This window comes from Exiguobacterium sp. s83, assembly GCF_018617095.1.
Taxonomy (GTDB): domain Bacteria; phylum Bacillota; class Bacilli; order Exiguobacteriales; family Exiguobacteriaceae; genus Exiguobacterium; species Exiguobacterium profundum.
Genome location: NZ_JACSJP010000001.1, coordinates 837,215 through 861,938, shown reverse-complemented (window position 1 = coordinate 861,938; position 24,724 = coordinate 837,215). Strand labels below are relative to the sequence as shown.

Annotated in this window: 29 protein-coding genes, 1 other RNA gene, 1 pseudogene and 2 riboswitches; of the genes and pseudogenes, 16 read left to right on the top strand and 15 right to left on the bottom strand. The window is 48.9% G+C overall.

The features are described from left to right. Positions 1-53: 53 nt before the first annotated feature. On the top strand, positions 54-734 hold the full coding sequence (locus KNO73_RS04460; protein WP_029336146.1) for a CadD family cadmium resistance transporter: 681 nt from the start codon (positions 54-56) through the stop codon (positions 732-734). Positions 735-788: 54 nt separating this feature from the next. Here the strand turns inward: KNO73_RS04460 and KNO73_RS04455 are convergent. After that, a pseudogene (locus tag KNO73_RS04455) lies at positions 789-1,433 on the bottom strand (IS3 family transposase); the annotation flags it as partial. Between KNO73_RS04455 and KNO73_RS15050 the strand changes: the two are divergent. After that, a complete protein-coding gene (locus KNO73_RS15050; RefSeq protein WP_285222491.1) occupies positions 1,409-1,543 on the top strand; it encodes a hypothetical protein in 135 nt (44 codons plus the stop codon). The pseudogene KNO73_RS04455 and the gene KNO73_RS15050 sit on opposite strands and share 25 nt — an antisense overlap. 222 nt (positions 1,544-1,765) lie before the next feature. Here the strand turns inward: KNO73_RS15050 and KNO73_RS04450 are convergent, their stop codons facing one another. The 4 genes from KNO73_RS04450 to KNO73_RS04435 all read right to left on the bottom strand — a co-directional run bounded on the left by KNO73_RS04450 (position 1,766) and on the right by KNO73_RS04435 (position 3,679). Further along, positions 1,766-2,011 (bottom strand): hypothetical protein, encoded by a 246-nt coding sequence (locus tag KNO73_RS04450; RefSeq protein WP_214684194.1) that lies wholly within the window; start codon positions 2,009-2,011, stop codon positions 1,766-1,768. A 144-nt stretch (positions 2,012-2,155) separates the two neighbouring features. Beyond that, positions 2,156-2,572 carry a DM13 domain-containing protein gene (locus KNO73_RS04445; RefSeq protein WP_251024845.1) on the bottom strand — a complete coding sequence of 139 codons (417 nt, stop codon included), beginning with the start codon at positions 2,570-2,572 and terminating at the stop codon, positions 2,156-2,158. Between the two features lie 209 nt (positions 2,573-2,781). Continuing rightward, positions 2,782-3,306, bottom strand: a complete 525-nt coding sequence (msrA, locus tag KNO73_RS04440; RefSeq protein WP_214684195.1) for a peptide-methionine (S)-S-oxide reductase MsrA — start codon at positions 3,304-3,306, stop codon at positions 2,782-2,784. Between the two features lie 67 nt (positions 3,307-3,373). Further along, a riboswitch (SAM riboswitch) is annotated at positions 3,374-3,473 on the bottom strand. Positions 3,474-3,517: 44 nt separating this feature from the next. Then, positions 3,518-3,679, bottom strand: coding sequence for a hypothetical protein (locus tag KNO73_RS04435; RefSeq protein ID WP_168169845.1), 162 nt, complete (start codon positions 3,677-3,679; stop codon positions 3,518-3,520). A 113-nt stretch (positions 3,680-3,792) separates the two neighbouring features. Here KNO73_RS04435 and KNO73_RS04430 point away from each other — a divergent pair, with 113 nt between their 5' ends. Beyond that, the gene (locus KNO73_RS04430; RefSeq protein ID WP_240499830.1) at positions 3,793-5,199 is read left to right on the top strand and encodes an amidase family protein; all 1,407 of its coding nucleotides are present in this window, start codon (positions 3,793-3,795) and stop codon (positions 5,197-5,199) included. 65 nt (positions 5,200-5,264) lie between these two features. Next, complete coding sequence (gene rlmN / locus KNO73_RS04425; RefSeq protein WP_031423599.1) at positions 5,265-6,326, top strand: dual-specificity RNA methyltransferase RlmN; 1,062 nt, start codon at positions 5,265-5,267, stop codon at positions 6,324-6,326. 37 nt (positions 6,327-6,363) lie between these two features. Here rlmN and KNO73_RS04420 read toward each other — a convergent pair whose 3' ends face one another. Continuing rightward, positions 6,364-6,915, bottom strand: coding sequence for a class I SAM-dependent methyltransferase (locus KNO73_RS04420; RefSeq protein ID WP_251024844.1), 552 nt, complete (start codon positions 6,913-6,915; stop codon positions 6,364-6,366). Between the two features lie 191 nt (positions 6,916-7,106). On the opposite strand from KNO73_RS04420, the gene KNO73_RS04415 reads away from it, so the two are divergent. The 7 genes from KNO73_RS04415 (at position 7,107) to KNO73_RS04385 (ending at position 13,032) form a co-directional block, all read left to right on the top strand. Continuing rightward, positions 7,107-7,988: an SMP-30/gluconolactonase/LRE family protein gene (locus tag KNO73_RS04415; RefSeq protein WP_078146974.1), complete on the top strand. Its 882-nt coding sequence runs from the start codon at positions 7,107-7,109 to the stop codon at positions 7,986-7,988. Between the two features lie 12 nt (positions 7,989-8,000). Continuing rightward, the gene (locus KNO73_RS04410) at positions 8,001-8,267 is read left to right on the top strand and encodes a hypothetical protein (RefSeq protein ID WP_078146973.1); all 267 of its coding nucleotides are present in this window, start codon (positions 8,001-8,003) and stop codon (positions 8,265-8,267) included. Between the two features lie 112 nt (positions 8,268-8,379). After that, entirely contained in the window at positions 8,380-9,579 is a 1,200-nt protein-coding gene (locus tag KNO73_RS04405) for a GTP-binding protein (RefSeq protein WP_215112139.1), read from the top strand. Positions 9,580-9,638: 59 nt separating this feature from the next. After that, a riboswitch (TPP riboswitch) is annotated at positions 9,639-9,739 on the top strand. Between the two features lie 82 nt (positions 9,740-9,821). Next, the gene (locus KNO73_RS04400; protein WP_215112138.1) at positions 9,822-10,412 is read left to right on the top strand and encodes a YkoF family thiamine/hydroxymethylpyrimidine-binding protein; all 591 of its coding nucleotides are present in this window, start codon (positions 9,822-9,824) and stop codon (positions 10,410-10,412) included. Next, positions 10,405-10,980: an ECF transporter S component gene (locus KNO73_RS04395; RefSeq protein WP_215112137.1), complete on the top strand. Its 576-nt coding sequence runs from the start codon at positions 10,405-10,407 to the stop codon at positions 10,978-10,980. Before KNO73_RS04400 ends, KNO73_RS04395 begins: the two co-directional genes overlap by 8 nt. Beyond that, complete coding sequence (locus KNO73_RS04390) at positions 10,946-12,316, top strand: ABC transporter ATP-binding protein (RefSeq protein WP_251024918.1); 1,371 nt, start codon at positions 10,946-10,948, stop codon at positions 12,314-12,316. The genes KNO73_RS04395 and KNO73_RS04390 overlap by 35 nt, the downstream gene beginning before the upstream one ends. Further along, a complete protein-coding gene (locus tag KNO73_RS04385; protein WP_215112135.1) occupies positions 12,298-13,032 on the top strand; it encodes an energy-coupling factor transporter transmembrane component T family protein in 735 nt (244 codons plus the stop codon). Before KNO73_RS04390 ends, KNO73_RS04385 begins: the two co-directional genes overlap by 19 nt. A 388-nt stretch (positions 13,033-13,420) precedes the next feature. Here the strand turns inward: KNO73_RS04385 and KNO73_RS04380 are convergent, their stop codons facing one another. Further along, complete coding sequence (locus KNO73_RS04380) at positions 13,421-14,008, bottom strand: DUF1643 domain-containing protein (protein WP_215112133.1); 588 nt, start codon at positions 14,006-14,008, stop codon at positions 13,421-13,423. Between the two features lie 28 nt (positions 14,009-14,036). Continuing rightward, positions 14,037-14,720: a lytic transglycosylase domain-containing protein gene (locus tag KNO73_RS04375; protein ID WP_251024917.1), complete on the bottom strand. Its 684-nt coding sequence runs from the start codon at positions 14,718-14,720 to the stop codon at positions 14,037-14,039. Between the two features lie 86 nt (positions 14,721-14,806). Here KNO73_RS04375 and KNO73_RS04370 point away from each other — a divergent pair, with 86 nt between their 5' ends. Then, positions 14,807-15,502 carry a CPBP family intramembrane glutamic endopeptidase gene (locus tag KNO73_RS04370; protein WP_215112130.1) on the top strand — a complete coding sequence of 232 codons (696 nt, stop codon included), beginning with the start codon at positions 14,807-14,809 and terminating at the stop codon, positions 15,500-15,502. Here KNO73_RS04370 and KNO73_RS04365 read toward each other — a convergent pair. Next, positions 15,435-16,358, bottom strand: coding sequence for an alpha/beta hydrolase (locus KNO73_RS04365; protein ID WP_214872609.1), 924 nt, complete (start codon positions 16,356-16,358; stop codon positions 15,435-15,437). The two genes, KNO73_RS04370 and KNO73_RS04365, sit on opposite strands and share 68 nt — an antisense overlap. 180 nt (positions 16,359-16,538) lie before the next feature. Here KNO73_RS04365 and KNO73_RS04360 point away from each other — a divergent pair, with 180 nt between their 5' ends. Continuing rightward, positions 16,539-16,946, top strand: a complete 408-nt coding sequence (locus tag KNO73_RS04360) for a hypothetical protein (protein ID WP_215112128.1) — start codon at positions 16,539-16,541, stop codon at positions 16,944-16,946. On the opposite strand, the gene KNO73_RS04355 is transcribed toward KNO73_RS04360, so the two are convergent. From KNO73_RS04355 to KNO73_RS04335, 5 genes are all read right to left on the bottom strand, one after another. Beyond that, on the bottom strand, positions 16,897-17,574 hold the full coding sequence (locus KNO73_RS04355; protein ID WP_078146965.1) for an ABC transporter ATP-binding protein: 678 nt from the start codon (positions 17,572-17,574) through the stop codon (positions 16,897-16,899). The genes KNO73_RS04360 and KNO73_RS04355 overlap by 50 nt on opposite strands. Further along, on the bottom strand, positions 17,571-18,584 hold the full coding sequence (locus KNO73_RS04350) for an ABC transporter permease (protein WP_215112127.1): 1,014 nt from the start codon (positions 18,582-18,584) through the stop codon (positions 17,571-17,573). The genes KNO73_RS04355 and KNO73_RS04350 overlap by 4 nt, the downstream gene beginning before the upstream one ends. A gap of 68 nt (positions 18,585-18,652) precedes the next feature. Then, entirely contained in the window at positions 18,653-19,999 is a 1,347-nt protein-coding gene (locus KNO73_RS04345) for a sensor histidine kinase (RefSeq protein WP_078146963.1), read from the bottom strand. Beyond that, positions 19,996-20,661, bottom strand: coding sequence for a response regulator transcription factor (locus tag KNO73_RS04340; RefSeq protein ID WP_215112126.1), 666 nt, complete (start codon positions 20,659-20,661; stop codon positions 19,996-19,998). The genes KNO73_RS04345 and KNO73_RS04340 overlap by 4 nt, the downstream gene beginning before the upstream one ends. Positions 20,662-20,738: 77 nt before the next feature. Then, on the bottom strand, positions 20,739-21,626 hold the full coding sequence (locus KNO73_RS04335) for a hypothetical protein (RefSeq protein ID WP_215112125.1): 888 nt from the start codon (positions 21,624-21,626) through the stop codon (positions 20,739-20,741). A gap of 171 nt (positions 21,627-21,797) precedes the next feature. Between KNO73_RS04335 and KNO73_RS04330 the strand changes: the two genes are divergently transcribed. After that, a complete protein-coding gene (locus KNO73_RS04330; protein WP_012726374.1) occupies positions 21,798-22,205 on the top strand; it encodes a hypothetical protein in 408 nt (135 codons plus the stop codon). Positions 22,206-22,299: 94 nt separating this feature from the next. After that, positions 22,300-23,748 carry a S8 family peptidase gene (locus KNO73_RS04325; protein WP_215112124.1) on the top strand — a complete coding sequence of 483 codons (1,449 nt, stop codon included), beginning with the start codon at positions 22,300-22,302 and terminating at the stop codon, positions 23,746-23,748. 44 nt (positions 23,749-23,792) lie between these two features. Here the strand turns inward: KNO73_RS04325 and KNO73_RS04320 are convergent, their stop codons facing one another. Beyond that, the gene (locus KNO73_RS04320) at positions 23,793-24,197 is read right to left on the bottom strand and encodes a hypothetical protein (RefSeq protein ID WP_078146958.1); all 405 of its coding nucleotides are present in this window, start codon (positions 24,195-24,197) and stop codon (positions 23,793-23,795) included. 120 nt (positions 24,198-24,317) lie between these two features. Between KNO73_RS04320 and rnpB the strand changes: the two genes are divergently transcribed. Continuing rightward, positions 24,318-24,685: RNase P RNA component class B (gene rnpB, locus KNO73_RS04315), an RNA gene on the top strand. The last annotated feature ends 39 nt before the right edge of the window (positions 24,686-24,724 follow it).

Sequence of the window (24,724 nt, the reverse complement as noted above, 5' to 3'; positions counted from 1 at the left end):
GAGAACCTATTCATAACATTCAAACATACGTGTGAATGTTTTAATAACTTACCATGGAGTTGATAAAAGTGGCTTTGACTATTATTTCCGCAATTGGGGCTTTCTTAGTAACCAATATTGATGATATTTTTGTTTTGATGCTGCTGTTCTCTCAGGCAAATGCACAGGCTAGAGCGACTGGCGGTTTAAAGATGAACGCGCAGACAAAGAGTAACCGGATCTACCCTAAAGATATAGTCATTGGGCAATACTTAGGTTTTGCCTTGCTGGTTTTGATCAGTCTTTTGGGAACTTTTGGCGTCATGTTGATTCCAGAAAAATGGGTTGGATTGCTTGGTTTAATTCCGATCTATTTAGGGATTAAACTGTTTATTAAGGGTGAAGATGAAGATGAAGGTGCGATCCTCTCCAGTTTAAACTCAGGGAGATTTAACAAACTATTTATGAGTGTAGCCTTCATCACATTCGCTAATGGCGGGGACAATATCGGCATCTATGTGCCTTATTTTACAACTTTAAGTGTGAATGAACTGGTAATTACGGTTATTATCTTCTTTATAATGGTTGCTGTCTGGTGTTTTGTAGGATATCGTTTAGCTTCCTTCAGACATGTTTCTGAAGTTTTGGAGAAATACGGAAGATGGATTATCCCTATAGTCTTTGTTGGATTAGGGGTATACATCATGGCAGAGAACGAAACGTTTAGTGCCCTTTTGAGTTTAATAAATTATTAAAAAATAATCTGAACTGCCCCCCGTCAAGTAGACAGTGGAAATAATAAAAGTGATTTAAGCGGCTTTCGCTCTATATTCTTTAGGGCTGAGGCCGTTTAATCGTTTTTGGTATCTTTCGTGATTATAAAAATAGATGTACTCATTTATGGCAATGTTAAGTTCTTCAAAGGTCTGATACTTATGTAAATAATACTTTTCACATTTTAACGTGCCGAAAAAAGATTCCATTGGTCCATTATCAATACAGCGACCAACCCGTGACATACTTTGAGTCATTCCTGCCGCCTCTAATTTACGCTTGAACGCCTTAGAGGTGTATTGGAATCCACGATCACTATGAATCAGTGGGTGTTCTTGATGCAATCGTACGATTGCCTGGTCAAGCGTTTTAAATACCAGTTGATTATTATTAGAGTGTCCCAGCACATAGCTAATAATGGATCCGTCATAAAGATCACGAATCACACTTAGATAGGCCTTCTTAGATAGGCCATATTTAAATTCTGTCACATCCGTTACCCATTTCTCATTCGGCTTTTTAACTGTGAATTCACGGTTTAATACGTTCTCTGCCACATGTTGTGGTGACGACTTTTTGTGCCGTTTTCGCTTCTGGCGGATGACCGAACGGATCTCATGGATACGCATGAGACGATAGATGCGCTTCTCATTGTATGCCGGCAGGTCATGCTGGCGTCGTCTCAGAGCTATCCAAGGGTGTAGAAGTGATGCATGTCCATTGGCTCATCAAGTATCGTTTCGAGGATTGGGGAGTCTCTGAAGACGGGGCATGGGAGAAGGAATGGTGATCCGGGCTCATGCGTGAGCGTCTAACGCTTCTTGGCGAAGTGGCTCATCGCAACGCTCCCCCTTAAAAACCATCATTCCACTTTCATAAAGACAAGTGATGATTCAGCCCTGATAATATCTTCTGCATACCTCACTTTAGGAGTACTCGAATAGGGTTACTTTTAGAACGGATGTAAATAGCTCTTTCAAAGCCTCCAATGGGAAAGACGGTGGATATGTCATCACTGTTTCAACTTGGATTGTCTGATCCGCCACATCATCGACGTCATAAACGCTGTCCATCCACCGAGTACTAGGATATAAATTCCTAAGAATAATACGAATGCCCCATAGTCTTCGAGCTCTTCGAATGGATTCCGAATGATCATCGGTTCGGATAACATGCCGACCACCATCAATGGAATGAAGAATAGAAAGAAACGTTTCCGAAAGTAGTGTTTGTACGGTTGTGTCAATGTCTGCTCCATATTCGTATCTCCTCAATTGAATTACACTTATTTACATATATGATAGCATGTTCTCATTTGAGGTTGGATGAAGAATCATTCTTTTTTCAGCCGATTGCAAATGCAAAGAGGGTGGTCGATTCATTCAGCCACCCTTCAGTCTGTTCATTCACTTGATCCAGTCAGTTCTCCCGTCCCGAACGTCGCGCTGAACGCACGGCACCAGATGACGACGGTGTTGTACTCTTCTAGATTCACATCCTTAGGGATCAAATAGTTTTGATTCCCGATGTTTCCTTTTAAGGCCCCTAGACTGACGCCTTCGGTCGTCTCCTGTCCTGGTTTCGTCAAATAGACGAATAAATCAGGACCGTTTGTCGTCTCAAATTCTTCAAATCGGAGGTACGTCCCGTCTTCTGCCTCGACCGAGCGGATTGTGCCGGTCGTCTTATAGTTTTTCTCCCCGTCCATGAACACACCCGCTACTTCGGTTGGACTCGGTTGTGCTTCCGGTGTCTCGGACGTCTCTTGATCTGATTCCTCTTCCTCTGGAGCTGGTGATTCGACTGCTGTCGACTGCAATCCTTCATCGACCGTCCCGGTTAAGAATAGTGGGGAGATGAGCCATCAGGCAACAGCGATTACGGCTACGCCAATCACACCGATGATGAGTTTCGTACTTGTTTTCATATATGAGTCCTCCTTTTCGGTTGTATGAACCGTTATTTCCCGTTTCCCGATTAATGTGCTAATTAAAAGACGCGAATGCTAACATTCGCGTCTGATGACCGTTATACGGTTTCCGTCCAGTTTTCCTCGATGAACTCGTCGCGTCCCGAGATGGCCCGGTCTTCCTTATAATGCTTCGGATTCTTTTTATGATAATCCTGATGGTAGTCTTCTGCAGCGAAGAACGTCGTCGCCGGAATGATTTTCGTGACGATCGGAGCCGAGAAGCGACCACTTGCTGCCAACACATCGCGACTCGCCTCAGCCGCGATATGTTGTTCTTCCGTGTGATAGAAGATGGCTGGGGCATACTGAGGTCCCCGGTCTTGGAATTGACCACCATCGTCCGTCGGGTCTGTCTGAATCCAATACAGCTCAAGAAGACGTTCATACGAGAATAATGCTGGATCATATGTGATTTGAACGACCTCGAGGTGCCCCGTTGTCCCGGTTTTCACTTGTTCATACGTCGGATTGTCTACCTGTCCGCCCATATAGCCGGATACGATGCCTTCAATCCCTGGTAATTCTTCAAATGGTGTCACCATGCACCAAAAACAGCCGCCTGCGAATGTTGCTTTTTCCATACTGTCGTTCCCTCCAAATCGTCATTCAACAAAAAAGCGCTCACGTCGGATGACATGAGCGCTTTCGTCATATCGTCCAAGGTTTCCCTTGCTGGTCGTAGCACCTTGCCTAAGGCAGGTTGCTGTGAAGTCGCGGAGCCAGATCTCTCGTTCACTCTTGATATCGATATGTAGTTGGTGAGAGCATCATACCACCCTCAAAATACATTCGTCAATGATTCGGTTTTCGTTTCAACTGAAAAACCGTCAAGACGATGATGAATCCAATCAACCCGATGGAAATGAGCGTACCATACGGCACATTCTCCCCATATAGCTGTAAGAAAAATAGACCGAATACGGCAAGTAACACAAAGACATAGGAGCGAGTCATTGGGACCTCCTGTTTTTTCTTAAGTGTATCAAGAACACATCGACTTGGCGATACGAAAAGGAAATCAGACGTAGAGCACGAATAAAGGGGGAGAGGTAAAGGAGGAATGCTTGATGGAACAAATCCAATTACATGAACTGACGATTGAACGTGCGCATCGTGGGTATAAAGAAGGACAATTCACGGCGAGAGACGTGACCGCCTACTATTTAGGACGGATTGCGACGTATAATGAACGACTTCACGCCGTCATTCAAGTCAATCCGGACGCGCTGTTCGAGGCAGAGGCAGCAGACCGGGCCTACAGAAAAGGGGTACGCAAACCGCTACTCGGCATCCCCGTCTTGATCAAGGACAATATCGAGACTACCGGTCTGATGCGAACGACTGCAGGTGCTACCGCGATGCGACATCATTTCGCCGGTCGAGATGCCGAACTCGTCAAACGGTTACGGGCTGATGGCGCCATCATCCTCGGGAAGGCGAACTTGTCTGAGTGGGCGAACTTTTTAACAGAAAATATGCCGAACGGCTGGAGTGCCGTCGGTGGACAGACGATGAACCCATACGGCGACGGGTTGGATGTCGGTGGGTCAAGCTCAGGGTCGGCTTCGGCGGTCGCGGCAAACCTTACACTTCTCGCAGTCGGATCTGAGACGAGCGGTTCAATCGTCCATCCGAGTGTCCATAACAGCATCGTCGGGATCAAGCCGACCGTCGGATTGATCAGTCGCTCCGGAATCATCCCGATCTCACGTTCTCAAGATACGGCGGGACCGATGGCGCGTACGCTTCGTGATGCGGTCATCGCCTTACAATCGATGTGCGGTGAGGATGAATCAGACCCGGCGACGTGGGAAACTCCAGTCGGACCGCCTTATGTGACATGTCTCGATGTGAGGCAAGCGGTCGGGATGCGTGTCGGATTTATCAAGCCAAATATTTCAGACGAAGAAGTCGGATTGTATGAGGGGGCGCTCCGATTGCTACGGCAAGCCGAGGTCGAACTCGTCGAGGTCACGCTACCAAAGCATGAGGCGCTAGGGCAGGCGGACATCCTGTTCGACGAATTCAAGCTCGGGGTCGAGGCGTATCTTGCCAATACGACCGTGCCGTTTAAAACGCTATCCGACCTGATCGAGTGGAATGCCGAACATCCCGAATCGATTCCGCACGGCCAGACCATCTTTGAAGAAGCGAACGCTAAATCTGGGAAACTGACTGAAGCGAGCTATCTCGATCGTCGCATCGAGGACGTCCGTCTCGCGAAAACGGAAGGGATTGACGCATTGCTTGCGTCGCATAAACTCGATGCACTCGTCCTTCCACATGACATGAACTATGACATGGCTGCAAAAGCAGGTCATCCGACCATTACAATCCCATATCATTTGAAAAAGAGCGGTGCCCCATTCGGTCTCTCGTTCACGGGGACGTGCTATGCGGAGCGTGATTTAATCCGAGTCGCTTATGCGTTCGAACAGTTCGTCACACGACCGACGCCTCCAGATTATTCGTAAGTTGCACCCGTCTCTCACGTCCGCTACAATGGTACGTATGCGGATTAGAGAAAGGACAGATTACAATGAAATCATCTATATACGGGTTGACGTTCGATCAACTCACAAACGAGTGTACGGAAGCGGGATACGGTGCCTTCCACGCACGTCAAGTTTGGGACTCGCTCTACATCGACCGGGTCAAATCGATGGACGACCTCAACGTACGTGACGAGGTGCGCGATTACTTAACAGAAAAATATGTCATCTCGACACAAGAACTGTTCGTCAAACAAGAAGCGGGCGACGGGACGGTCAAATTCTTACTTAAATTACATGACGGGCACTACATCGAGACGGTGCTCATGCGTCACAAATACGGACGTTCGGTCTGTGTGACGACTCAGGTCGGTTGTAACATCGGCTGTAGCTTCTGTGCGAGTGGCTTGTTGAAAAAGACGCGTGACTTGACGGCGGGTGAGGTCGTCGAGCAGATCATGACCGTCCAACACTTCCTCGATGAAGAGGGTGAAGGGGACCGCGTCAGCCATATCGTCGTTATGGGAATCGGTGAACCGTTCGATAACTTCGACAACTTGGTCGACTTCTTGCGTGTCGTCAAAGATGAGCGTGGACTTGCGATCGCTCCGCGTAAGATCAACGTGTCGACGAGTGGTCTCGCGGATAAGATCTACAAGTTCGCAGACCTTGATCTACGCATCAACTTGGCGCTCTCTCTACACGCGCCAAACGATGAATTACGTACTCGCATCATGAAAATCAACCGGGCGTTCCCGCTTGATAAACTCATGCCGTCGATTCGCTATTACGTCGAGAAGACGAACAAACGAATCACATTCGAATATATCCTGCTCTCGAAAGTGAACGATTTGCCGGAACATGCGGAAGAACTCGCCGACTTGATCGAAGACATCAAAGACAAGTCATACGTCAACTTGATTCCATATAACCCGGTCAACGAGCACATCCAATATGAGCGAAGCACGCCTGAGGACATCATGGCGTTCTACGACATCTTGAAAAAGCGTGGCGTCAACACTGGTGTCCGTCTCGAGCACGGGACAGACATCGATGCGGCATGTGGACAACTCCGCAGTAAGCATATGAACGTCGAAGGCGCGAAGTAAACAAATGGCCTCTCCGAATCTCGGGGAGGCCATTCGTTTATCGTTTTTGCCCGACGTATTGAATCACAGCGGATTCGCCGTGATGGAGCGTGCCTTCTTCTCGCCAGACGACCGTCTCATGTAAGACGAGCGGTACGAAATCGTCCCCTAGTTGGTGGAACATCTCTTCGGTGTAAAGGAATGAGGCGTCGTTTGGTCCACCTGTCCCGTAAGCGAGTTGATGTGTAGCGTAGACTTCACTCAGGAACAAACCACCAGGTCGAAGCGTTTGTTGAATACCCGTAAACACCTTTTCTCTGACGTGTGGAGGAAAGTGGCCAAAGATACAGATGACCATGTCATACGCCTTGTTTGGCCAATCGGCTTCATTCAAGTCGATCTGTTTCGTCTGAATGGACACGTTTCGTGACGTCGCCAAGCGTTTCGCTTTGTCGATCCCTGCTATAGAAACGTCCCATATCTCGACTTCAAAGCCGAGCGTGGCGAGCCACACCGCGTTTCGCGCCCTCCGCGATGGCCAATACACGTTTTCTTTCAGGTTGATGAGACGTGACCCATTCGCGTAAAAATTCGTTTGGCTCTGTCCCATACACATACTCTTCCGAACTAAATCGTTCATCCCATTTCGACAAGCCATTCACTCCCTCGCTACGTTTCTTTCACTATAGCAAAACGAACAGACGACGGTGAAAATCCATCACGATTTTCTGGATTCATGCATAGTCCCGATGCGAGAGGGGAATAGATTTCTGAACTAATGGATAGAGTGGAGGCTAAGTGATGGAGAAAGTAGATGCGTCGTTGTGGATTCGTGTACGAAATACGCTTGGTGAAGGTCCGTGTTGGGATGCTGAGTTAAAGCGGTTTTATTGGGTAGATATCGAAGATCATACATTGTGGTGGTATGATGAACGTGAGGATGAAATCTCGTCGTTTGAAGTCAGGAAACAAGTCGGTTTCGTTATTCCAAAAGTGACGGATGGCGTTGTCCTCGGCTTGAAGGATGGCATTTATGAATGGGATGAGATCAATCGGGACTTGAAGAAGATTGTCGAGTTGGATGATCCGGACGGTCAATTGCGGTTCAATGACGGAAAAGCCGATCCATACGGTCGAATTTTCGCCGGAACACTTCATCTCGAAGACAAAGAGAATCAAGCGACATTGTATCGTGTCGATCGGGATGGTACGACGACGACACTTATGGATGAGCTCACACTTTCGAACGGGTTGACGTGGTCTCCTGACCATTCCGTTTTTTATCATATCGATACACCGACTGAAACGATTCGCCAATATGATTTCGATTTGAAGGCGGGTACGTTATCAAATGGAAAGGTCGTCATCGATTTCGCGGACGAGGATGGCTTCCCAGACGGTATGACATCAGATACGGAAGGATGTTTATGGATTGCGCATTACGCCGGAAGCAAAGTATCTCGCTGGAATCCATCAACCGGTGAAAAGCTGTTAGAAGTTCACGTTCCTGCACCGAATGTCACATCCTGCGCCTTCATCGGGGATGGGCTCAATCGATTGGCCATCACGACGGCTCGTGAGGGGATGGATGAGGAAGCGTTAGCCGAATATCCGGATGCTGGATCGGTATTTATCATCGATACAGAGGTGAAAGGGATGCCGCTTTATCGCTTTGGGCGTTGAGGAGGACATGCAATGGTGAAACGACTGTTAGTTCGAGCGGGTATTGGGTTGGCAGTTGCGGCAGCGGTCAAGATGGGAATTCAAAAGTTGCAAGAAAATCGAGCGCGGGAAGAAGATCATTCTTATCTCGACCCGAAATGGGACGAGGTGCCGAGTGTCGATTCTGACAAGGACGTGGATGAGGTCGGGTTGACGCAACTCGACTCCATCTATCGGGCGGAGTGGCAAGCGAACGCCTATCCCCGCTCGGAAGCAGAACGAAAAGCGTTGGAAGAATAAAAGCATGTTTTTCAAAACACGTCCGTGTGGCGTGTTTTTTTTGTTGACAAATCGAATCAGTCGTTACAGTATATAAAAAGTAATGATTACGATTTAAAGGAGGTTCATCAATATGAAACGAATTCCAATTACCGTACTCTCGGGTTATCTTGGTAGCGGAAAGACGACACTGCTCAACCACATCTTACATAACCGGGAAGATAAAAAATATGCGGTCATCGTGAACGATATGAGCGAGTTGAACATCGATGAGAAATTGATTGAACAGGGTGGTTTCTCCCGTACCGATGAAAAATTAGTCGAACTCCCGAACGGGTGCATCTGTTGTACCCTACATGAGGATTTGCTGACAGCGGTCTATGAGTTGACAAACGATCGTGACCTCGATGGCATCATCATCGAGTCTTCTGGGATTTCAGAACCGATTCCCGTTGCGCAGACGTTCACGTATGCCGATGATGCGCTCGGAATCGATTTGACGAGCCGTGTCTATATCGATGCGATGGTCACTGTCGTCGATGCGTACCGCTTCTTCAAAGATTTCAATTCTGGTGAATCGCTCATGGAACGTCAACAAGCCGTCGATACAGGTGACGTACGTGAAGTCGTCGACCTACTCGTCGATCAAGTCGAATTTGCGGATATCATCGTGTTGAATAAGGCAGACCGGGTGTCTGGAGCGGAACTGCAGGAGATGAAGGGGCTACTTAAGACACTCAACCCGAGCGCGCGATTATTGACTTCAACATACTCCGACGTAGCGTTAGACGATCTACTCGACGTCCAGTTGTTCGATTTCGATCAGGCGATGCGTGCGGCGGGATGGATTCAAGAACTTGAGGCAGAAGAACATACGCCGGAAACGGAGGAGTATGGCATCAGCTCGTTCGTCTACCGTCGTCGTCTACCGTTCCACCCTGAGCGCTTGATGAATTGGATGGAGCACTATCCTGAAGAAATCGTCCGTGCCAAAGGCTTCTTGTGGATCGCGTCACGGAACGACCTTGCCTGTCTCTTCTCCCAGGCCGGATACGCATCGACGCTCGAACATGCCGGTCGTTGGTTAGCGACCCTTCCCGAGAGTGAACGAGAGGCCATGTTCGTCTCAGAACCTGAGCTGCGTGAAGATTACATCGAGCCGTACGGAGACCGACAGAACGAATTGGTCCTTATCGGTCAACGGATGGACCGGGAGGCGGTCGAGCAATCACTTGACGCCTGCTTGTTGACGGATGAGGAGATGGTAGCGGAGTGGGATTCGTTCCATGACCCACTTCCTGGTACTGGCCAACTCGTCACCTATTCAGATTGACCGTTTACAAACTGACGAAACATCGCTATACTGTGACTGCATAAGTAACCGCATATCAATGACTGCACTAGGGGTGCTTCGGCTGAGATGTGAGCATGGCTCCGATCCCTTATAACTCGATCCAGGTAATACTGGCGTGAGGAAGTGCGGCACTTTCTCTATGCAAGTTTGTATAGATTTTGTTGCTGCATTCTCATGAATGCGGCTTTTTTTATGCAAACACATATAGAGGGGGAAACAAGATGAATGAATCATGTGGCACGAGTCCGATTGTCGGATTTCGCTTCACGCTTAGCCCGATGACAGATGACTTTGTCAGGACGATCAAAGGGGCATTGAAAGAAACGAATATGACGGGTGTGTGGCGACATACGGATGACGTGTCGACCGTGATCCGAGGTCGCGCCGAGCACGTGTTCGACGTCGCACGGACCGTCTTAAGCCTGGCTTCGGAGGAAGGACGCCATGTCTCGATGAGCGGAACCTTCTCTGTCGGATGTCCGGGAGATTCGGCAGGGGATGAGGTGCTCGAGGCACCACCACAACCACTGAATGGAATTTCAAGAGAACAGTATGTCTCGTCACAGTTCGCGCTTTATCCGATGGGGGCGGAGAACTATATGGATCTCATCTATGATGAAATCGAGCAAGCGAAACAGGCGGGTGTCTATAATGACTCCATGCACTACGCGTCAGGCATTCATGGGAACTTGGATGATGTGTTCTCGTATTACGAGTCGGCGTTCAACCGGACACGCGAGAAGAATCGACACGTCGTCATGACGGTGACGTTCAGTGTGAACAGTCCGTCACATGGAGGACAACATGCTTAAATCGTGGAAATTGAAAGAGGTCGTCCTCGTCTCCGTATTGTCTGTCGTCTTTGCCGTCGTCTACTTATTGTTTGTTCATATCGGGAACTTATGGGCAGGGTTGATTGGACCGATCGCCTATGAGTGGATCTTCGGTATCTGGTTCATCGTGTCAATCATCTCGGCGTATATCATTCGGAAGCCGGGTGCGGCCTTCATCTCGGAAGTGATGGCAGCGACGATTGAAATGTTGATTGGGAATGCAATCGGACCCCGCATCATCTTGGTCGGCATCGTCCAAGGTCTTGGGGCGGAAGCAGTCTTTGCGATGACAGGTTATCGTCGATACGAGCTTTGGGTTCTCATGCTTGCTGGATTTGGCTCGGCCGTCACGAGTTTCGTGTACACTTACTTCATGAGCGGATTTGCGGTGCTCGAACCGGGATATGTGGCGACGATGTTCGGGCTGCGGGCGGTCAGTGGCATGGTCATCGCAGGAATCGGTGGGAAGTTGCTCAGTGACCTGTTGCTCAAGACGGGGTCGCTTCGTGGCTATGCGATCGCTCGGAGTGGGAACGTCCATGGTTGAGACAGAATCGCTTTCATTCCGATTCCCCGAAAGTCTGGACACCATCTTAAAAGATGTGACACTATCCATAAAACCTGGACGCACGATTTTGACAGGAGCGAGCGGAAGCGGGAAGTCGACCCTGCTCGCGCTGTTCAACCGTCTCTATCCAGAGAATTGTGATGGGATCCTGGAAGGCAGACTCGAACTACTGGGACGCTCACACGACGACTACGCACCAGGCGAGATCAATCAGCGGGTCGGGACGGTATTCCAAGACCCGGACACGCAGTTCGTGATGGAACGGGTGGAAGAGGAACTCGTCTTCACACTCGAAAATTTGCAGACGCCGGTCGAGGTCATCGATCAGCGCGTGACGGAGATTCTCGAGTCACTCCAACTGACCGATTACCGAAATCGTCACATCGATTCCTTGTCAGGAGGGGAGAAACAGCGGATCGCCGTCGCTTGCGCCATGGTCGGACAACCGGAATGGTTGCTTCTCGATGAGCCGTTGACACACCTTGACCCAATGACCGCGAATCGATTCGTCGACTGGCTCGATCACTTGGACAACGTGAACGTGATCGTTGTCGAACATCGCGCGCACTTGTGGGGAGACTTTTTTGATTGGCACATCGAACTCGATCAAGGACGGATTGTGCGGAACGAGCCGTTTCAACCGGTCGATGATTTTTCATTCACACGATCGTCATTGCCACGTCATGCAGTCGAACACTATGTGGTCGACGAGGTGGAGCGTGACACATTTCGATTAAAAGGAGTGACCCTAACAGCTCGTATCGGGGAAGTGATTGCCATATTGGGACCAAATGGGAGTGGAAAGTCGACGTTTTTACGAAGTTTGACGGAGTCTGACCGCCGGGTCGGACTCGTCCCTCAATCTCCGGAACACTTATTTTTCATGAACTCGGTCGAGCAAGAGCTACAGTTTGGTCATGAGGAATCGATTGATAACGTACTAGAGGAGCTATCCCTCGAGGATAAACGAGTCCTCCATCCATTGTCGCTCAGTCATGGACAGAAGCGACGACTCGCCGTCGGGATTCAGTTACTATCTAACAAACAGTTGCTTGCCTTCGATGAACCGACGGCTGGCCAAGATGAACCGTCACTCCATGCACTAGAGATTTTGATGAAGCAACATGCGGAAAAGGGACAGACGATCTTGTTCGTGACCCATGACTTATCGTTCGCCAATATCGCCCATACGTTCTATTTGATGAAGGACGGGGAACTCTCAGGACCATTCGGGGATGAGCTCTGGCTGGACACGGAGAGACTTCGTCATTATCGATTAACGGGAGGTCGAAAGCGATGTCACTCCATGATATGAATCCGACGATCAAGTTTGTGACGATGACGATCATCATGTTCGGGCTTGCCTTGTTTTATAACCCGTGGACCCCGCTCGTCATCATCGTCGGTACGTTGACGATTCAATTGCTGGCGACAGACGTGTCCTGGAAGAAGTGGAACCTGTTCTTGATCCCATTTCTCGTCACGGCGCTCGGGACGTTTTGGACGACGCTCGTGTTTGGGAAGGAGCTCGGGGGAGAGACGTGGGTGACGCTTCTCGGTCAAGATATCTCAAAAGAAGAGGCGCGCGTCGCTACGTCTCTTAGTCTCCGTGTATTGGCGTTCACCGTGTTGTCGCTTCTCTTCATGTTGACGACCGATTCGAAACGTTTCGTCATGAGTTTGATGCAACAGGCGAGGCTTTCACCGACGATTGCCTATAGCGCGCTCGTTGGATTCCGCTTCCTTCCGTTGATGCAACGGGAGATGTATCAGCTTCAATACGCGCATCGTCTTCGCGGCGTTCCGCTCGATACGAAATGGGAACGGATTCGACATGTACCGAAACTCCTTCTCCCGCTGTTGGCAGGTTCGATCCGACGTGCGGAACGGGTCGCCTTCTCTATGGAGGCGAGGGGTTTCACGAGTGGGAAACGGACCGTCTATGAGCGGATTGACGTCAAACCGTCCGATTACATATGGTCCGGTATATTCTTCACACTGTTTGGCCTTTCCATTTGGATCGGCATATGAAAAGACGACTCACGGAGAGTCGTCAGCTTGTTAACAAATAATATGTTCGAACTCGTCCTTCCGGCGCCAACGCTTTCCACAGGCAATCCCGGAGCCGCATCGCGACTGAAGTCGCTGCTGGGTCTCCGTTGGATTGCGTTCCTGTAGGAGTCGCGGCGCCGTAGGACGAGTCACACGAATGGCCAACACTTGTAGTGCTCATTTAGCTATTTTCTGTGGCGCCTCGTCTTCCAAAGAAATAACCTGATCTATTCTTCGAAACGGTCTAAGCGAAGAAATAAGTTGGTAAACGCTACGTCCACTTCGCACAGAACGCCTCAAACTCGTTAAACATAAAAAAGAATCAAATCGCACATGGCGATTTGATTCATCAACAGCCTGAGACGACTCACGGAGAGTCGTCTTTTTTCGTTTCTTTCACGATGCGAAACTTCGGTTTGACCGATTCGTTGTTGAACGCCTCGAGAACGGTATTCTCGTTGGCCATTCGAATCTGTTGTGGCTCGCCTTTTGCTGTCGTACCGATGCAATACATGTTCGCTTCATAATCCGCAAAGAGCGATTTGTAAGATGTCGAGTGGTGCATCAAGCGACCTGGAGACCCCCAACCGACGATGATCATCCCGCCGCTTGCTTCTACCTCTTGTAACGTCTCTTCGACGTAATGGTAGTTCGTCTCATCGAGTTGAGACTCCACGTATGGAAGGTTGTCATTGATGGCGAGTGTCGGGACGAGACTGATGACCCGCATTTCTCGAATCGGTTGTGACAAATGATTTTGCATCAACATATAAGCACGCTGTGTCGTCGTGCCGGACAAAAAGGCATCGCTCATCCGCGGCGAGTAAATGATGACGGCACAGATGACGCCATCCTCCACATCGGTGAACTCATACGTTCGCATATAGCGTTTCGTTTTATCTTCATTGAAGATTGATTTGACGCGGATGGTTACTTCTTCTACATGCGTGTTCATTTCCATTCCTCACTTTTTCATGTAAGCATCAGCCGAGCGTTTTGAACCACTCGACATATCGAATCGTGTAATAAGCAACTCGTTGACTAAGCGTATTGCGCTCATCAGGCATGAACGTCACGCTTGATTCATAGTTCTCGAAGTACGTCATGACATCATTGACATATTGCTCACTTCGATTGTATTCGAAGATAGCGTTTCGGACGGATGTGACTGAATCTGTCTTTTTTCCACCGTGTTCACTTAAATAATACGCCGCCGTGTGCGCAGAATCAACTAGACTGTGTGGATCAGCTTTTCCATCGCCGTTCCCGTCGCGACCGAGTCCGCCATACTGTTCAATCAAGGCAAGGTCCGTCAAATCCACTTCGTCTTCTGGGACATCGCCTTTTTGGTCATCGGTATCATATTCCCAACCGAGCCAAGTACGGGGCATGAATTGAAAAGGCCCAATCGCGCCGACAGACGAACGCATCGACGAACTGTGTGAGAAGATGGTCTCTACACGGTGAACGGCTGCCAGTAGGCGCCAGTCCACGTCATATGTTTCAGCAGCGTCTTGATAGACGGCCAGATGCGTGTTCGGAACACCGTTCTCTCCATAATAGGTTCGATACAATCCATTGTTCACTTTATCATGTTGACCGAGCCAGCCGACTGCCCCGAGCAAAAGCACGAGCACAATGATGAAACCGGTCAGTCGCAGCATCATACGTTTCAAGATACCGCCTCCTAGCTTTTAGACAATACCCGAATAGTGTAGCATATAGCTAAGAGGAAGGACAGGAGTGGATATGGATGCTCGAACGTTTGATTTTTACAGCCATCATCGGCTACATGCTGATCGTTCAGATCTTTAATGCCAAATTGATTCGTCCCTTGATTGAAACGAGAGGACGGGCATGGGTGTACGAACAAACCGTGAAGTCAGCATGGGGACTGACCTTGTTGATTGTCGCCCTCATCTTTTTATTTCAAGTACCGCCAGTGGAAGTTGGATTGACATTCGCACCAGAAGCGGGGAACGAACAGGCTTGGCAAGTTTTTTACTTGTCATGCATCCTAGTCACCGTGACACTCATCTTTTATCTGTTGGTCAAAACTTCAGCACGTCTCCGACATGTATTACGCCCTTACTATGAGCTCGATTTAGAGAAGTTGCTACTACCCCGGACAAAAGCAGAAGAACAGGCGTGGAACGCCGTCTCGGTCACGGCTGGCGTGACCGAGGAATTCATATTCAGAGGTGTCCTGCTATACACGATTTCCCTCTATATCGAGGTGCCAGATGTGACTCTCGCCCTAATCGGGGGCGCCCTTTTCGGCGTGGCCCACGCCTATCAAGGGATAAAGGGAGTATTTACGACAGGGATTGTTGGATTCGGATTAGGCATCCTCTATTTAGGGATGGGAGTCCTTTGGCCGGTCATGGTGTTACATGTACTTCTAGATTTGATTGCCGGTCCAATCCATGTCGATGCAAAAAGCGAGTGACCGCCTCCTCATAGGCGAGAGCGTCCTTGATCATGCAATCGGTATGTTCTGCCCCATCAATTAACAACAAATCGTTCTTTCGGTTCAAGGCATTCATTTCGACCGACATCCACGTCGGCACGAAATCATCTTTTGAACCATGCACGAATAGGATTGGGGTCGTCGTTTCCGTGACGGCCTTTTTCGGTTGGACTTGTCGCATCGTGAAGCCGGCACGAGACCAAAGGAAATAGTCGATTCCTGGTAAAATGAGTTCGGCTGGGATGTGGTGTAACTCTCTCAGTTGATAACGCATCAATTGTTTCATATCGTCAAACGGACATTCAGCGATGACGAAGTCGACGTCTGTGAGCGGAGTCGTCTGCAAGACGGTGGCCGCTCCCATTGAGACGCCGTGAAGCCCGACTTGATCGACTGTTTCCTCTTTCTTCAACCAGTCCACCCAGTCGATCATATCGACTTTTTCATGGAAACCGTATGAGGCATAAATCCCTTCAGACTCCCCGTGTGAGCGCAAGTCGACGGCAAGCAGGTTGTAGCCGAGTCGATGGAACATGGCGAGGTGAGGGGCCATGAAACTATGTGATGCGGTATATCCATGTACGAACACAATCCACTTTGTTGACCCTTCATTCCGATAGATACGCCCGTAGAGGCGAAAGTCATCACGCGATTGAATCGAGACATGCTCGAACGGTACGTCATGATAAAAGGTGCGATCTTCGTCCGTATATGGAGCGAGTAACATCTCCGGAGTCTTTCGTTTGCCTCGCGTCATTCGTTTGAAGGCATAGTAGCTGATTGCGTAATAACCTGTGAAAAGTGATGCTAATCCAATTTTCCATTTTCGTTGCATTGATACCGACTCCTTTCAACGTTATTGTACCCGAAACGACTCGATACGGTCCTGTTTTCTTACATAAGGGGAGGGCATACGTAACATAAGCAGGTGAATTAAATGAATGACGACACATCGAAAGATTAGGTAGAGAACGGTATGATGAAGTGACAATAGTAGGAGGGTGGGGGCATCTACATGGAGAGGACAGAGATTTATCGAATGATTCAAAGGGTGTTGAGCGACAGAGAGGGAACGCTTGAGCGAGGAGTGACGTTCTCGTGGACGCTTGAAGGTGATGAACGGGTTGTCGGACTCGTATTTGATGTTATACTCGACCGGTATTTTCTATACAACAAAACAAGCCTCCTCACCGAGGTGCAAGAGATTGCGCGTCTAGTCGAGTGTCGACCAGAGGAAATCGTCCGCGCTTTCTCCTGTCTCTCGGGGATTCGACTCGAATCGAATCATATCATCGAACGACTGATGACCATCGAAGAGGCGACCATTTTAGAAAATGGATCAATCCGTGTTGCCATTCGCTTTGGAGGATGGCTCACTCATCAGCTGCATCAAATTGGTTGTGATGCCCTTCTCCCTTGTTGAGCTCGGTCAAGGTACCGTCAATCACGCGAAGGACACGATCACACACATCGAGCATGCGTTCATCATGTGTGATGACGACGACACGTCTTCCTTCCTCATGCGCTTGTTTGGCCAAGAGTTCCATTACAAGACGTCCATTCTCATAATCCAAACTCGCCGTCGGTTCATCTGCCAAAATGAGTTGCGGGGAGTTGATGAGGGCCCTAGCGACGGCCACGCGTTGCTTTTCACCTCCTGACAAGGTCGCCGGGAGATGGTGCAGACGGTGCCCTAAGCCGAGGTCGATCAACAGTTGCTTCGCATCCAACTTTTTCTTCTCTTGAATCAGCTCTAGTTGTTCGAGCACCGTCAAGTAGGGAATGAGGTGGGCCTGTTGAAACACGAACCCAACTTCATGCAGGCGTAACAGACGACGTTGTTCCTCATCTAATTCGAATACGTCTCGCTCGTTCATCAAAAATGCTCCTTGATCCGGTTTTCGCAACAGACCGAGGATGTATAACAACGTACTCTTCCCGCTACCGCTCGGACCGACGATGGCGACGCATTCCCCCGGTGAAACATGTAACTCGATGTCATTCAATACGAGCTGACCGTCAAACTGATGTGATACATGGCTTAACCTCATGATGCTTTCCCTCCTATGATTTCAATTGCGTCGACTTGACGGAGTTTCCATAACGGCAACAACGCACCAAGAACAGATAAGAAGATGAACATGGATCCGAATAGCGCGACATGACCGAAGTCGACGAGAAACGGCAATGATGATGGAATCAACGCATCGACGACGTACATGACCCCGATCGATGTGGCGACTGCCGCCGACACGATGACGATGACCTGAAAGAGCAGTGCCCGTCCGATGATACGTGGGGAGAGGCCGATTGCCTTCAGAATTCCGAGCTCAGGTAACTTTTGAAGCGTGAACAAATAAAAGAACGCGGTCAAAATAAACGTTCCGATCACGAGCAGAAAGGCACGCATCATCGTGAATGTGCTCTGTTCGGCACTATATCCAGGAACCGACTCAATCAAATCTTGTTGACTCATGACGAGCGCATCGGACATCGTGGATTCCGTTCCAATCTCAGCAGATACATATGGACGTTGTTCGGATTGATTCAAATAATCAAACCACGTCTCGTTCGTCGTGTAAATCACCGGTCCATGACTGTAGCGTCCAGGCGCCTCACCGGCGATCGTAAAACGATATTCGGACGCAAAGTCGGTCAACGTGTCACCTGTTCCAAGCTGTTCTGAGAGACTTGGGTCAAACAAGACTTCACCTGTTTCTAGATAAGTACCTGGGCCAATATTACTTCCACTTGGAAGGGCGAATAGCGTGACCTCTTCTTTTTTTCCATCAATCGTGACCGTGAGCTGTCGGACGCTCATCGTTTCGTTTGAAGTATCCGCTTTGACGTCTATAAACGATCGTGTCAATTGACCTTCTGAGTCCGGATCAAGTTGATACGTCGTAGCATTCAATTCGTGCAACGCAGAACCGTTATCATATGCGAGGCCGTCTGCTAGCCCTGTAATGAGTGTCGTCAACATGACAATCAAAAATGTGATCACGAACAACATGGAGAACTTTCTTTTCTGTCTCCACATCTCTTTCCAACCTAACTGCATAAAAAAACCTCCTTCAAGTGCTGATGAAGGAAGTGTACGCAACCAATATGAACAGAATATGAACGACATCAAAAATGTAGATGGATCGTGGTGCCGATTCCAAGGCTAGACTCGATTGTGATGTTTCCGCCATGTAGGTCGATGATATCTGAGGTGATGGCGAGACCGAGACCTGTCCCTTGACTCGTTCGAGCCGTGTCTCCGCGATAGAAGCGGTCGAAGAGGTGCTCTTTTGTCTCGTCATCCATCCCAATCCCTTCATCTGTAACCGAGATGACGACACCCGGATCAACGGTACAGGTGATGTGGATGGTGCCTCCATCACGTGAGGCATGGACGGCGTTCACCAATACGTTGTTCCAAACTTGTGCGAGTAGAACCGGGTCACTCTTCAAGACTACGTCTTGTGGGATGTCAGTAACGACGGCAATCCCTTTTTGATCAAGAATGAATGCGTTCATTTGAATGACTTCGGATACCGATTGAAGCACATTCACGTTCGTCTCGAGAATCGGTGGATTTTCATCCAATCGTGATAAAAGCAGCAGTTGTTTCGTCAATTGGGATAGACGCTTCGTCTCCTGTTCGATGACACGCGCATATTCCTTCGATTCTCCTTTCGTTCCGTCAGCCAATTTTTCTGCATAGCCAACTAGGGAAGTCAACGGAGATTGGAATTCATGGGAGACATTCGAAACGAATCGTCTTTGTCTCGCTTCTGTCCGATTGATCTCGTTCGACATGTGTTGAAATTGTCGTGCCAACGTCCCAATCTCATCTTGACGCTCGACGGGGAGATGTTCCGGAGCTTTACGCATGGCGACGGATGTGGTCGCTTTCGTGAGCGTCTGCAATGGGCGGACCAAGGACCTTGTCGAAATGGCGATCAAGCCAAATGCCAAGAGGGTCACGAGTGCGAAAAATAGACCGACGAACAGATGTAACTCACGGATTTGGGCACTCAAGTCCGGACGGATAAAAATGACGTCTCCGTTTTCAAGTGTAAATCCATATGTGTTCGTCAATTCATTATCGAACAATCCGAGCAAGAAGAGATGAAACGGAAAGTCACGCATTCCCTGATAGGGAGCTCCGTTCCGTACGGACTGAATCACCGCGTCAGATATGGTCTCGTCTCGAAATGCACCGCCAAAGCGTCGACGTTCGTCTGCGGAGTCCACGACGACCAGTTGGTATCCGGTCGCGGCTAAAAAGGTATAGAAGGCATCATAGTCTAAATCGGTATGATTCTCGACATACGACTCCGCCATTTTGGCGACCCGTTCCGTCTTCTCGCTATAGGAAGGTTGCCACCACGTATAATAAGCCACATTGCTGATCAACAGAGAGATGGCTCCGGAAAGAAGTAAAATCAGGAACATCGTGACGATGATTCGCGTGTAGAGTGTCTTCATCCGTTCACCTCGAGTGCGTATCCGACACCTCGTACCGTTCGAATTGTCAGAGCAGGGTGATCGAACCGATTACGAAGTCGCTTGATATGAACATCAACCGTTCGCTCATCCCCCTCGAAATCAAATCCCCACACCAAATCAATTAACTCCTCACGACGATACACTCTTCCCGGAAAAGAGGCGAGTTGAAATAATAGCTCAAACTCTTTTTTAGGAAGATAGAACAGCTGCCCTTCAAGCGTCACCTCGTACTCTCTTAAATCGAGTCGAAGAGGACCGGCTTGAATTTGTGAAGCAGCCGAGCGTTGATAACGCCGCGAGACGGCTTGCAATCGGAACAATAACTCTTCAGGGATGAAAGGTTTGGTTACATAGTCATCTGCCCCATGCTCGAACCCTTGGCGCTTATCCTCCCATTCATCGAGAGCGGTTAGTAGGATGACGGGTATATCAAGAGTCGCCTTGAGTCGTCGACACAACTCACGACCGTCAAGCCCTGGGAGCATGATGTCGACGATTGCGGCATCGATTGGTTGCGTTGTAAAACGTTCTTCGCCTGTGTTCCCATCCATCGCCGTCAATACCTCATGACCCGCATCTTCGAACGTCTCCTTCACAAGGCGTAAAATGGATGGGTCGTCTTCTACGATGAGTATACGCATATCGGTCGTTCCTTTCCAAAATAGGTTCGTCACGAAACGAGGTGACCCATGCGGAGTCACCTCGAGTCGTATCAGCTTTATTGTTTCGTCATCTCTTGATGAAGGGCACGGAGTGCGCGGATGAACGCATCCTTAAAATATTTGTCTTCTTGTGTCTCTAATGTTTGGATGGCCTTTTGGTCACCTTTACTCGCTTTGACGAGAAGATTCACGACTGTTCCCCAGCGTTTCACATGTTCTGGGCGAGGGTGGTTCAACGCGGTCGTCAACGTGAACCAATACGGTTGATCGCGTCGCTGTAACGTGCCGATCATCTGTTTGGCAAGGAGTGCTTCTTCTTCAGAAGGGATTGTTGCCGTGGCGAACCAACCGAGCATCGAGGCGCTCATCGATTCAAGTTCTTGTTTCATTGCAGGTTCGATTGGCATCCGTCCGAAGTCTGTCACGTTGACAAAAACCAGTCGGTCTTTCGGGTCGATATGTGTGATCCATCCTGACACTGACTTCATCTTTTCACGTTCTTTTGACTGGGCTTTACACGTGTAGCCTTGAAGTTTTCCGATGTAGATGCGGAATTGTCCACGGTCGACATGCTTGTCCACTTTGAACTCAATCTCTTGTCCCGCTTGAAACGGTTGATTCCGTTTATTCAACGTCTGACCCTTTTTCAATTCAGGTCGCTTGGAGATATGACGCAGTGCTTCCTGTTCCGTCCGGTCATCCAATGTCCAGAGGTTATGAGGGGTCACGTTTTTGAAGCGATGACGCCGAACGTAGATGTATTGATCAAGTGCGTCGATCGCGTCTGCGGAAGTGGCAGTTCCATTCAAATAGTCATCAGCGATATCACGTAAGGTGAGGGATTCGAGACGATCGATATGTCCTGAATAGGGAACGCTTCCGACAACAAATAACGCGGTCGCAATCAACTCACTTTCTCGAGGGGTCAGCGGTCGTTTGGCCATGGTGCACTTCCTCTCTCTCAATTCATATGATTAGTATAACAAAAACAGTTCGACCGTTGTGAACTCAACTGCGATTTGGAAAAAAATGATGAATGGACAGGATTCCCACCATTTATCTCGAATAATGACTTGTAGAAAATCGGATGAAGGTATGAAAAGTGAGGTGAGGCGATGAAGCTCTCCATTGAACCAGGGGATTATGTTGTATTGATTGAAATCAATAAAGAAGTACTCAAATGTGCCTCCCTCGAGGAAGCCGATCAGGCAGATCGCTTGCGATATGAGCTCGTCGGTCGGATGAGCGAACGCTTGCCGGCAGAAGTCATCGTTCCGTCCATCATCGATTACATCCGCTTCGGAAGCGGATATATCGGAGATCGTATCGTCTGGGACGCCGAAACCGAGTCTTTTTTTTGCCAGCAGTTTGAGACCATTGACGGCTCCCCGCTCGGAGAGGACTTAGAAGGATTTCGTCCCGACCCAAGCCGGGTGGAACTGGCGCGCTACTATACGTACTTGACGATTGGACGGATTGTCGAGTTTGATATGTTACATCCGGATGAGCCAAGCTATTGGTGAATTTGTCGACAACTTTTCATTCAAAAAAAGGGAAATCTAATCCAAAGTTTGAGATAATGGAGTCACTTTATCAGTTTGGAATGGAGCGGAAGGAATGAAAAAGATTGCCCTTTTGACAGCGATTGCCCTTTTACTGCCGGTGGGAGTAGATGCTGCAAAGCCAGTCATCCTTAAGAAACATGGCTACGTCGTCTCAGAACCACAAGTCACGAGTCAATATTATGTGAAGCAAATCGGTACGGATTTGGCCTGGAGTAAGACGAGAGGCGCAAGTGATATCGTTGTGGCGCTGATTGACTCGTCAGCTGACCGGAACCATACGGATTTGAAGAACGTTCCTCGTGTCGTCAATTCCATGAAAGGTCCGTATACTGCGGATATTCACGGTACGCATACCGCCGGAATCATGGCCGGGAAACATAACCGCTTTGGGATTGCAGGACTCGCGCCGAACGTCCGCTACCACTTCTATAATGTGTTTTACGGGGTGAATAAAGATAAAACGGACTCTTGGACGGTCGCTAATGCCGTGGATACGGCTGTGGCGAAAGGGGCGAACATCATCAACCTCTCGCTTGGTGGGGATGATTATGATAGTCGTTTGGCCGCATCAATCAAACGGGCAAGGGCAAAAGGGGTCATTATCGTCGCATCATCTGGAAATGATCGAAAACAGACGATTAACTTTCCCGCGAACATGAAAGAAGTAATCGCGGTCGGTGCAATTGATTCTAGACATCGTCTCGCGAGCTTTAGCAATATGGACGATCGCGTCAAAATCGTGGCGCCAGGTGTGAACATCCTCTCGCTCGGGGTCAACAACCGCTTTATCTATATGGATGGGACGTCGATGGCGGCACCGATGGTCACGGCGAGTCTCGCGCTCGTCAAATCGATCAACCCTTATTTGACACCGGGTGAGATCGACCAGTTAATTGCGAAGATGCCTCGAGCGTCCGGCAAGTCCTATACGGAATTGAATACAATGAAACTATTAGAAGCGACGGCTCGCCCGATTCATATCTCTGCCCCTTCGGTGTGGAAGAGCCGATACGTGAATGATGTCAAGTTGAGTGTCATGAACCATTCGAACTTGAAATCTTCGTTCACACTGTATCAAGGGAACAAGAAAATTAAGACACTTACTCCAAATCGGTCGTTCACGATGTATTCGAGTGGGGATTGGCTACCGAGCGGACAATACCGCATCGTCGGTCAAGTAACGGACGGAAAACATAAGCGCTACACGAGCCGAACGATCGATTATGTCAACACATTGAAGACGGCAGTTTCTGTGAAGGTGTCGGAGGAAGGGACATTCACGATTCATACGACACGAAAAGGGACGGTCACGGTACTTGATTCAAATGGGAAGGTCTTATACGAAGCGCTCCACATCGCTGGGACATTCCCGGTAAGAGGGGAGACGGCGGAAAAGTTGACCGTCATTCTGAAGCCGACGGACCTTCGCGAAAAAGTGGTGACGACATCTTATGAGCCACCAATCATTGAAGACGAGCCTCCGGTCACAGAGACTTTATAAGACAAAAAGCCGCCTACTCCTAACGGAGAGACGGCTTCTTCTATTTAATCGATGGTGATGGCTTCTCCACACCAACGGATACTCGCTTCTAATACGTTACCTTGGTCATCAATATGCTCGAAACTGAGTTTCCCATCTCGGATGATTTCGCAAAGGCCGACTCGGATGCGGTCGCTCCAAGCACGACGCGTCTCATGTGTTTCATCGAATACTGGAATGGCATCCGGGAAACGCTCCTCGAGGTGTGCTAAATTGTGATGGTCAAAATGATAAGGTCGTTTCGAGAGTTCGTTCGGTGCCTTGATATCGAACGGTTCAAACCCTCGGACGAGACGATTATTTCGGTAGAAGGCGAACACGCCGTTGTTCGGGTGGAGCACTTTAATGTCATCGATTTCTATTACATAAGTCAGACGTTGAATCCAACCGTTTTTTGCATCCTGATGCATCAAAATCCCTCCTTATTCAATGAACACGCCTTATTTTAGCGCTGACTGAACGTAAAATCAAGTTTCAAATTTAAGTTGTCAACCGTTCAAATTTCAGCTACAATGGTTGAAGTGACTATGAGGTCTGGACAATCGCGGGACGCAAGTCTTGAGGAAAGTCCATGCTCGCACAGCCTGTGATGGCTGTAGTGATCGTGCTACACGAAACGATAAGTGTAGGCAACGCAAGTTGACGGCAGAAGAAACACCTAAGTCCTCGGATATGGTGTACGCTTCTTGAAAGTGCCACAGTGACGGAGTCTGATCGGAAACGTTCAGAGTGGAACGAGGTAAACCCCACGAGCGAGAAACCCAAACTATGGTAGGGGAACTTCCAGACCGGAATCGAACGGGACGGAGGGCGCCGATGTGCGCAGATAGATGATTGTCACTCCATCGTGCCAGGGAGACCGTTATGAGCACCGGAGTACAGAACATGGCTTACAGGACAACATAGTCTCAACTGACAACGACAAGGAGTTCAAGCA

Coding starts and splice junctions, on each gene's coding strand:
- KNO73_RS04320 (WP_078146958.1), bottom strand. CDS start 24,197: ATGCATCAGGATGCAAAAAACGGTTGGATTCAACGTCTGACTTATGTA.
- KNO73_RS04410 (WP_078146973.1), top strand. CDS start 8,001: ATGGTGAAACGACTGTTAGTTCGAGCGGGTATTGGGTTGGCAGTTGCG.
- KNO73_RS04390 (WP_251024918.1), top strand. CDS start 10,946: ATGCGATCGCTCGGAGTGGGAACGTCCATGGTTGAGACAGAATCGCTT.
- KNO73_RS04370 (WP_215112130.1), top strand. CDS start 14,807: ATGCTCGAACGTTTGATTTTTACAGCCATCATCGGCTACATGCTGATC.
- KNO73_RS04450 (WP_214684194.1), bottom strand. CDS start 2,011: ATGGAGCAGACATTGACACAACCGTACAAACACTACTTTCGGAAACGT.
- KNO73_RS04335 (WP_215112125.1), bottom strand. CDS start 21,626: ATGGCCAAACGACCGCTGACCCCTCGAGAAAGTGAGTTGATTGCGACC.
- KNO73_RS04325 (WP_215112124.1), top strand. CDS start 22,300: ATGAAAAAGATTGCCCTTTTGACAGCGATTGCCCTTTTACTGCCGGTG.
- KNO73_RS04350 (WP_215112127.1), bottom strand. CDS start 18,584: ATGCAGTTAGGTTGGAAAGAGATGTGGAGACAGAAAAGAAAGTTCTCC.
- KNO73_RS04345 (WP_078146963.1), bottom strand. CDS start 19,999: ATGAAGACACTCTACACGCGAATCATCGTCACGATGTTCCTGATTTTA.
- rlmN (WP_031423599.1), top strand. CDS start 5,265: ATGAAATCATCTATATACGGGTTGACGTTCGATCAACTCACAAACGAG.
- KNO73_RS04395 (WP_215112137.1), top strand. CDS start 10,405: ATGCTTAAATCGTGGAAATTGAAAGAGGTCGTCCTCGTCTCCGTATTG.
- KNO73_RS04415 (WP_078146974.1), top strand. CDS start 7,107: ATGGAGAAAGTAGATGCGTCGTTGTGGATTCGTGTACGAAATACGCTT.
- KNO73_RS15050 (WP_285222491.1), top strand. CDS start 1,409: ATGCCGGCAGGTCATGCTGGCGTCGTCTCAGAGCTATCCAAGGGTGTA.
- KNO73_RS04385 (WP_215112135.1), top strand. CDS start 12,298: ATGTCACTCCATGATATGAATCCGACGATCAAGTTTGTGACGATGACG.
- KNO73_RS04340 (WP_215112126.1), bottom strand. CDS start 20,661: ATGCGTATACTCATCGTAGAAGACGACCCATCCATTTTACGCCTTGTG.
- KNO73_RS04330 (WP_012726374.1), top strand. CDS start 21,798: ATGAAGCTCTCCATTGAACCAGGGGATTATGTTGTATTGATTGAAATC.
- KNO73_RS04380 (WP_215112133.1), bottom strand. CDS start 14,008: ATGAACACGCATGTAGAAGAAGTAACCATCCGCGTCAAATCAATCTTC.
- KNO73_RS04400 (WP_215112138.1), top strand. CDS start 9,822: ATGAATGAATCATGTGGCACGAGTCCGATTGTCGGATTTCGCTTCACG.
- KNO73_RS04435 (WP_168169845.1), bottom strand. CDS start 3,679: ATGACTCGCTCCTATGTCTTTGTGTTACTTGCCGTATTCGGTCTATTT.
- KNO73_RS04405 (WP_215112139.1), top strand. CDS start 8,380: ATGAAACGAATTCCAATTACCGTACTCTCGGGTTATCTTGGTAGCGGA.
- KNO73_RS04375 (WP_251024917.1), bottom strand. CDS start 14,720: ATGATGCTGCGACTGACCGGTTTCATCATTGTGCTCGTGCTTTTGCTC.
- KNO73_RS04430 (WP_240499830.1), top strand. CDS start 3,793: ATGGAACAAATCCAATTACATGAACTGACGATTGAACGTGCGCATCGT.
- KNO73_RS04420 (WP_251024844.1), bottom strand. CDS start 6,915: ATGGGACAGAGCCAAACGAATTTTTACGCGAATGGGTCACGTCTCATC.
- KNO73_RS04460 (WP_029336146.1), top strand. CDS start 54: ATGGAGTTGATAAAAGTGGCTTTGACTATTATTTCCGCAATTGGGGCT.
- msrA (WP_214684195.1), bottom strand. CDS start 3,306: ATGGAAAAAGCAACATTCGCAGGCGGCTGTTTTTGGTGCATGGTGACA.
- KNO73_RS04360 (WP_215112128.1), top strand. CDS start 16,539: ATGGAGAGGACAGAGATTTATCGAATGATTCAAAGGGTGTTGAGCGAC.
- KNO73_RS04365 (WP_214872609.1), bottom strand. CDS start 16,358: ATGCAACGAAAATGGAAAATTGGATTAGCATCACTTTTCACAGGTTAT.
- KNO73_RS04355 (WP_078146965.1), bottom strand. CDS start 17,574: ATGAGGTTAAGCCATGTATCACATCAGTTTGACGGTCAGCTCGTATTG.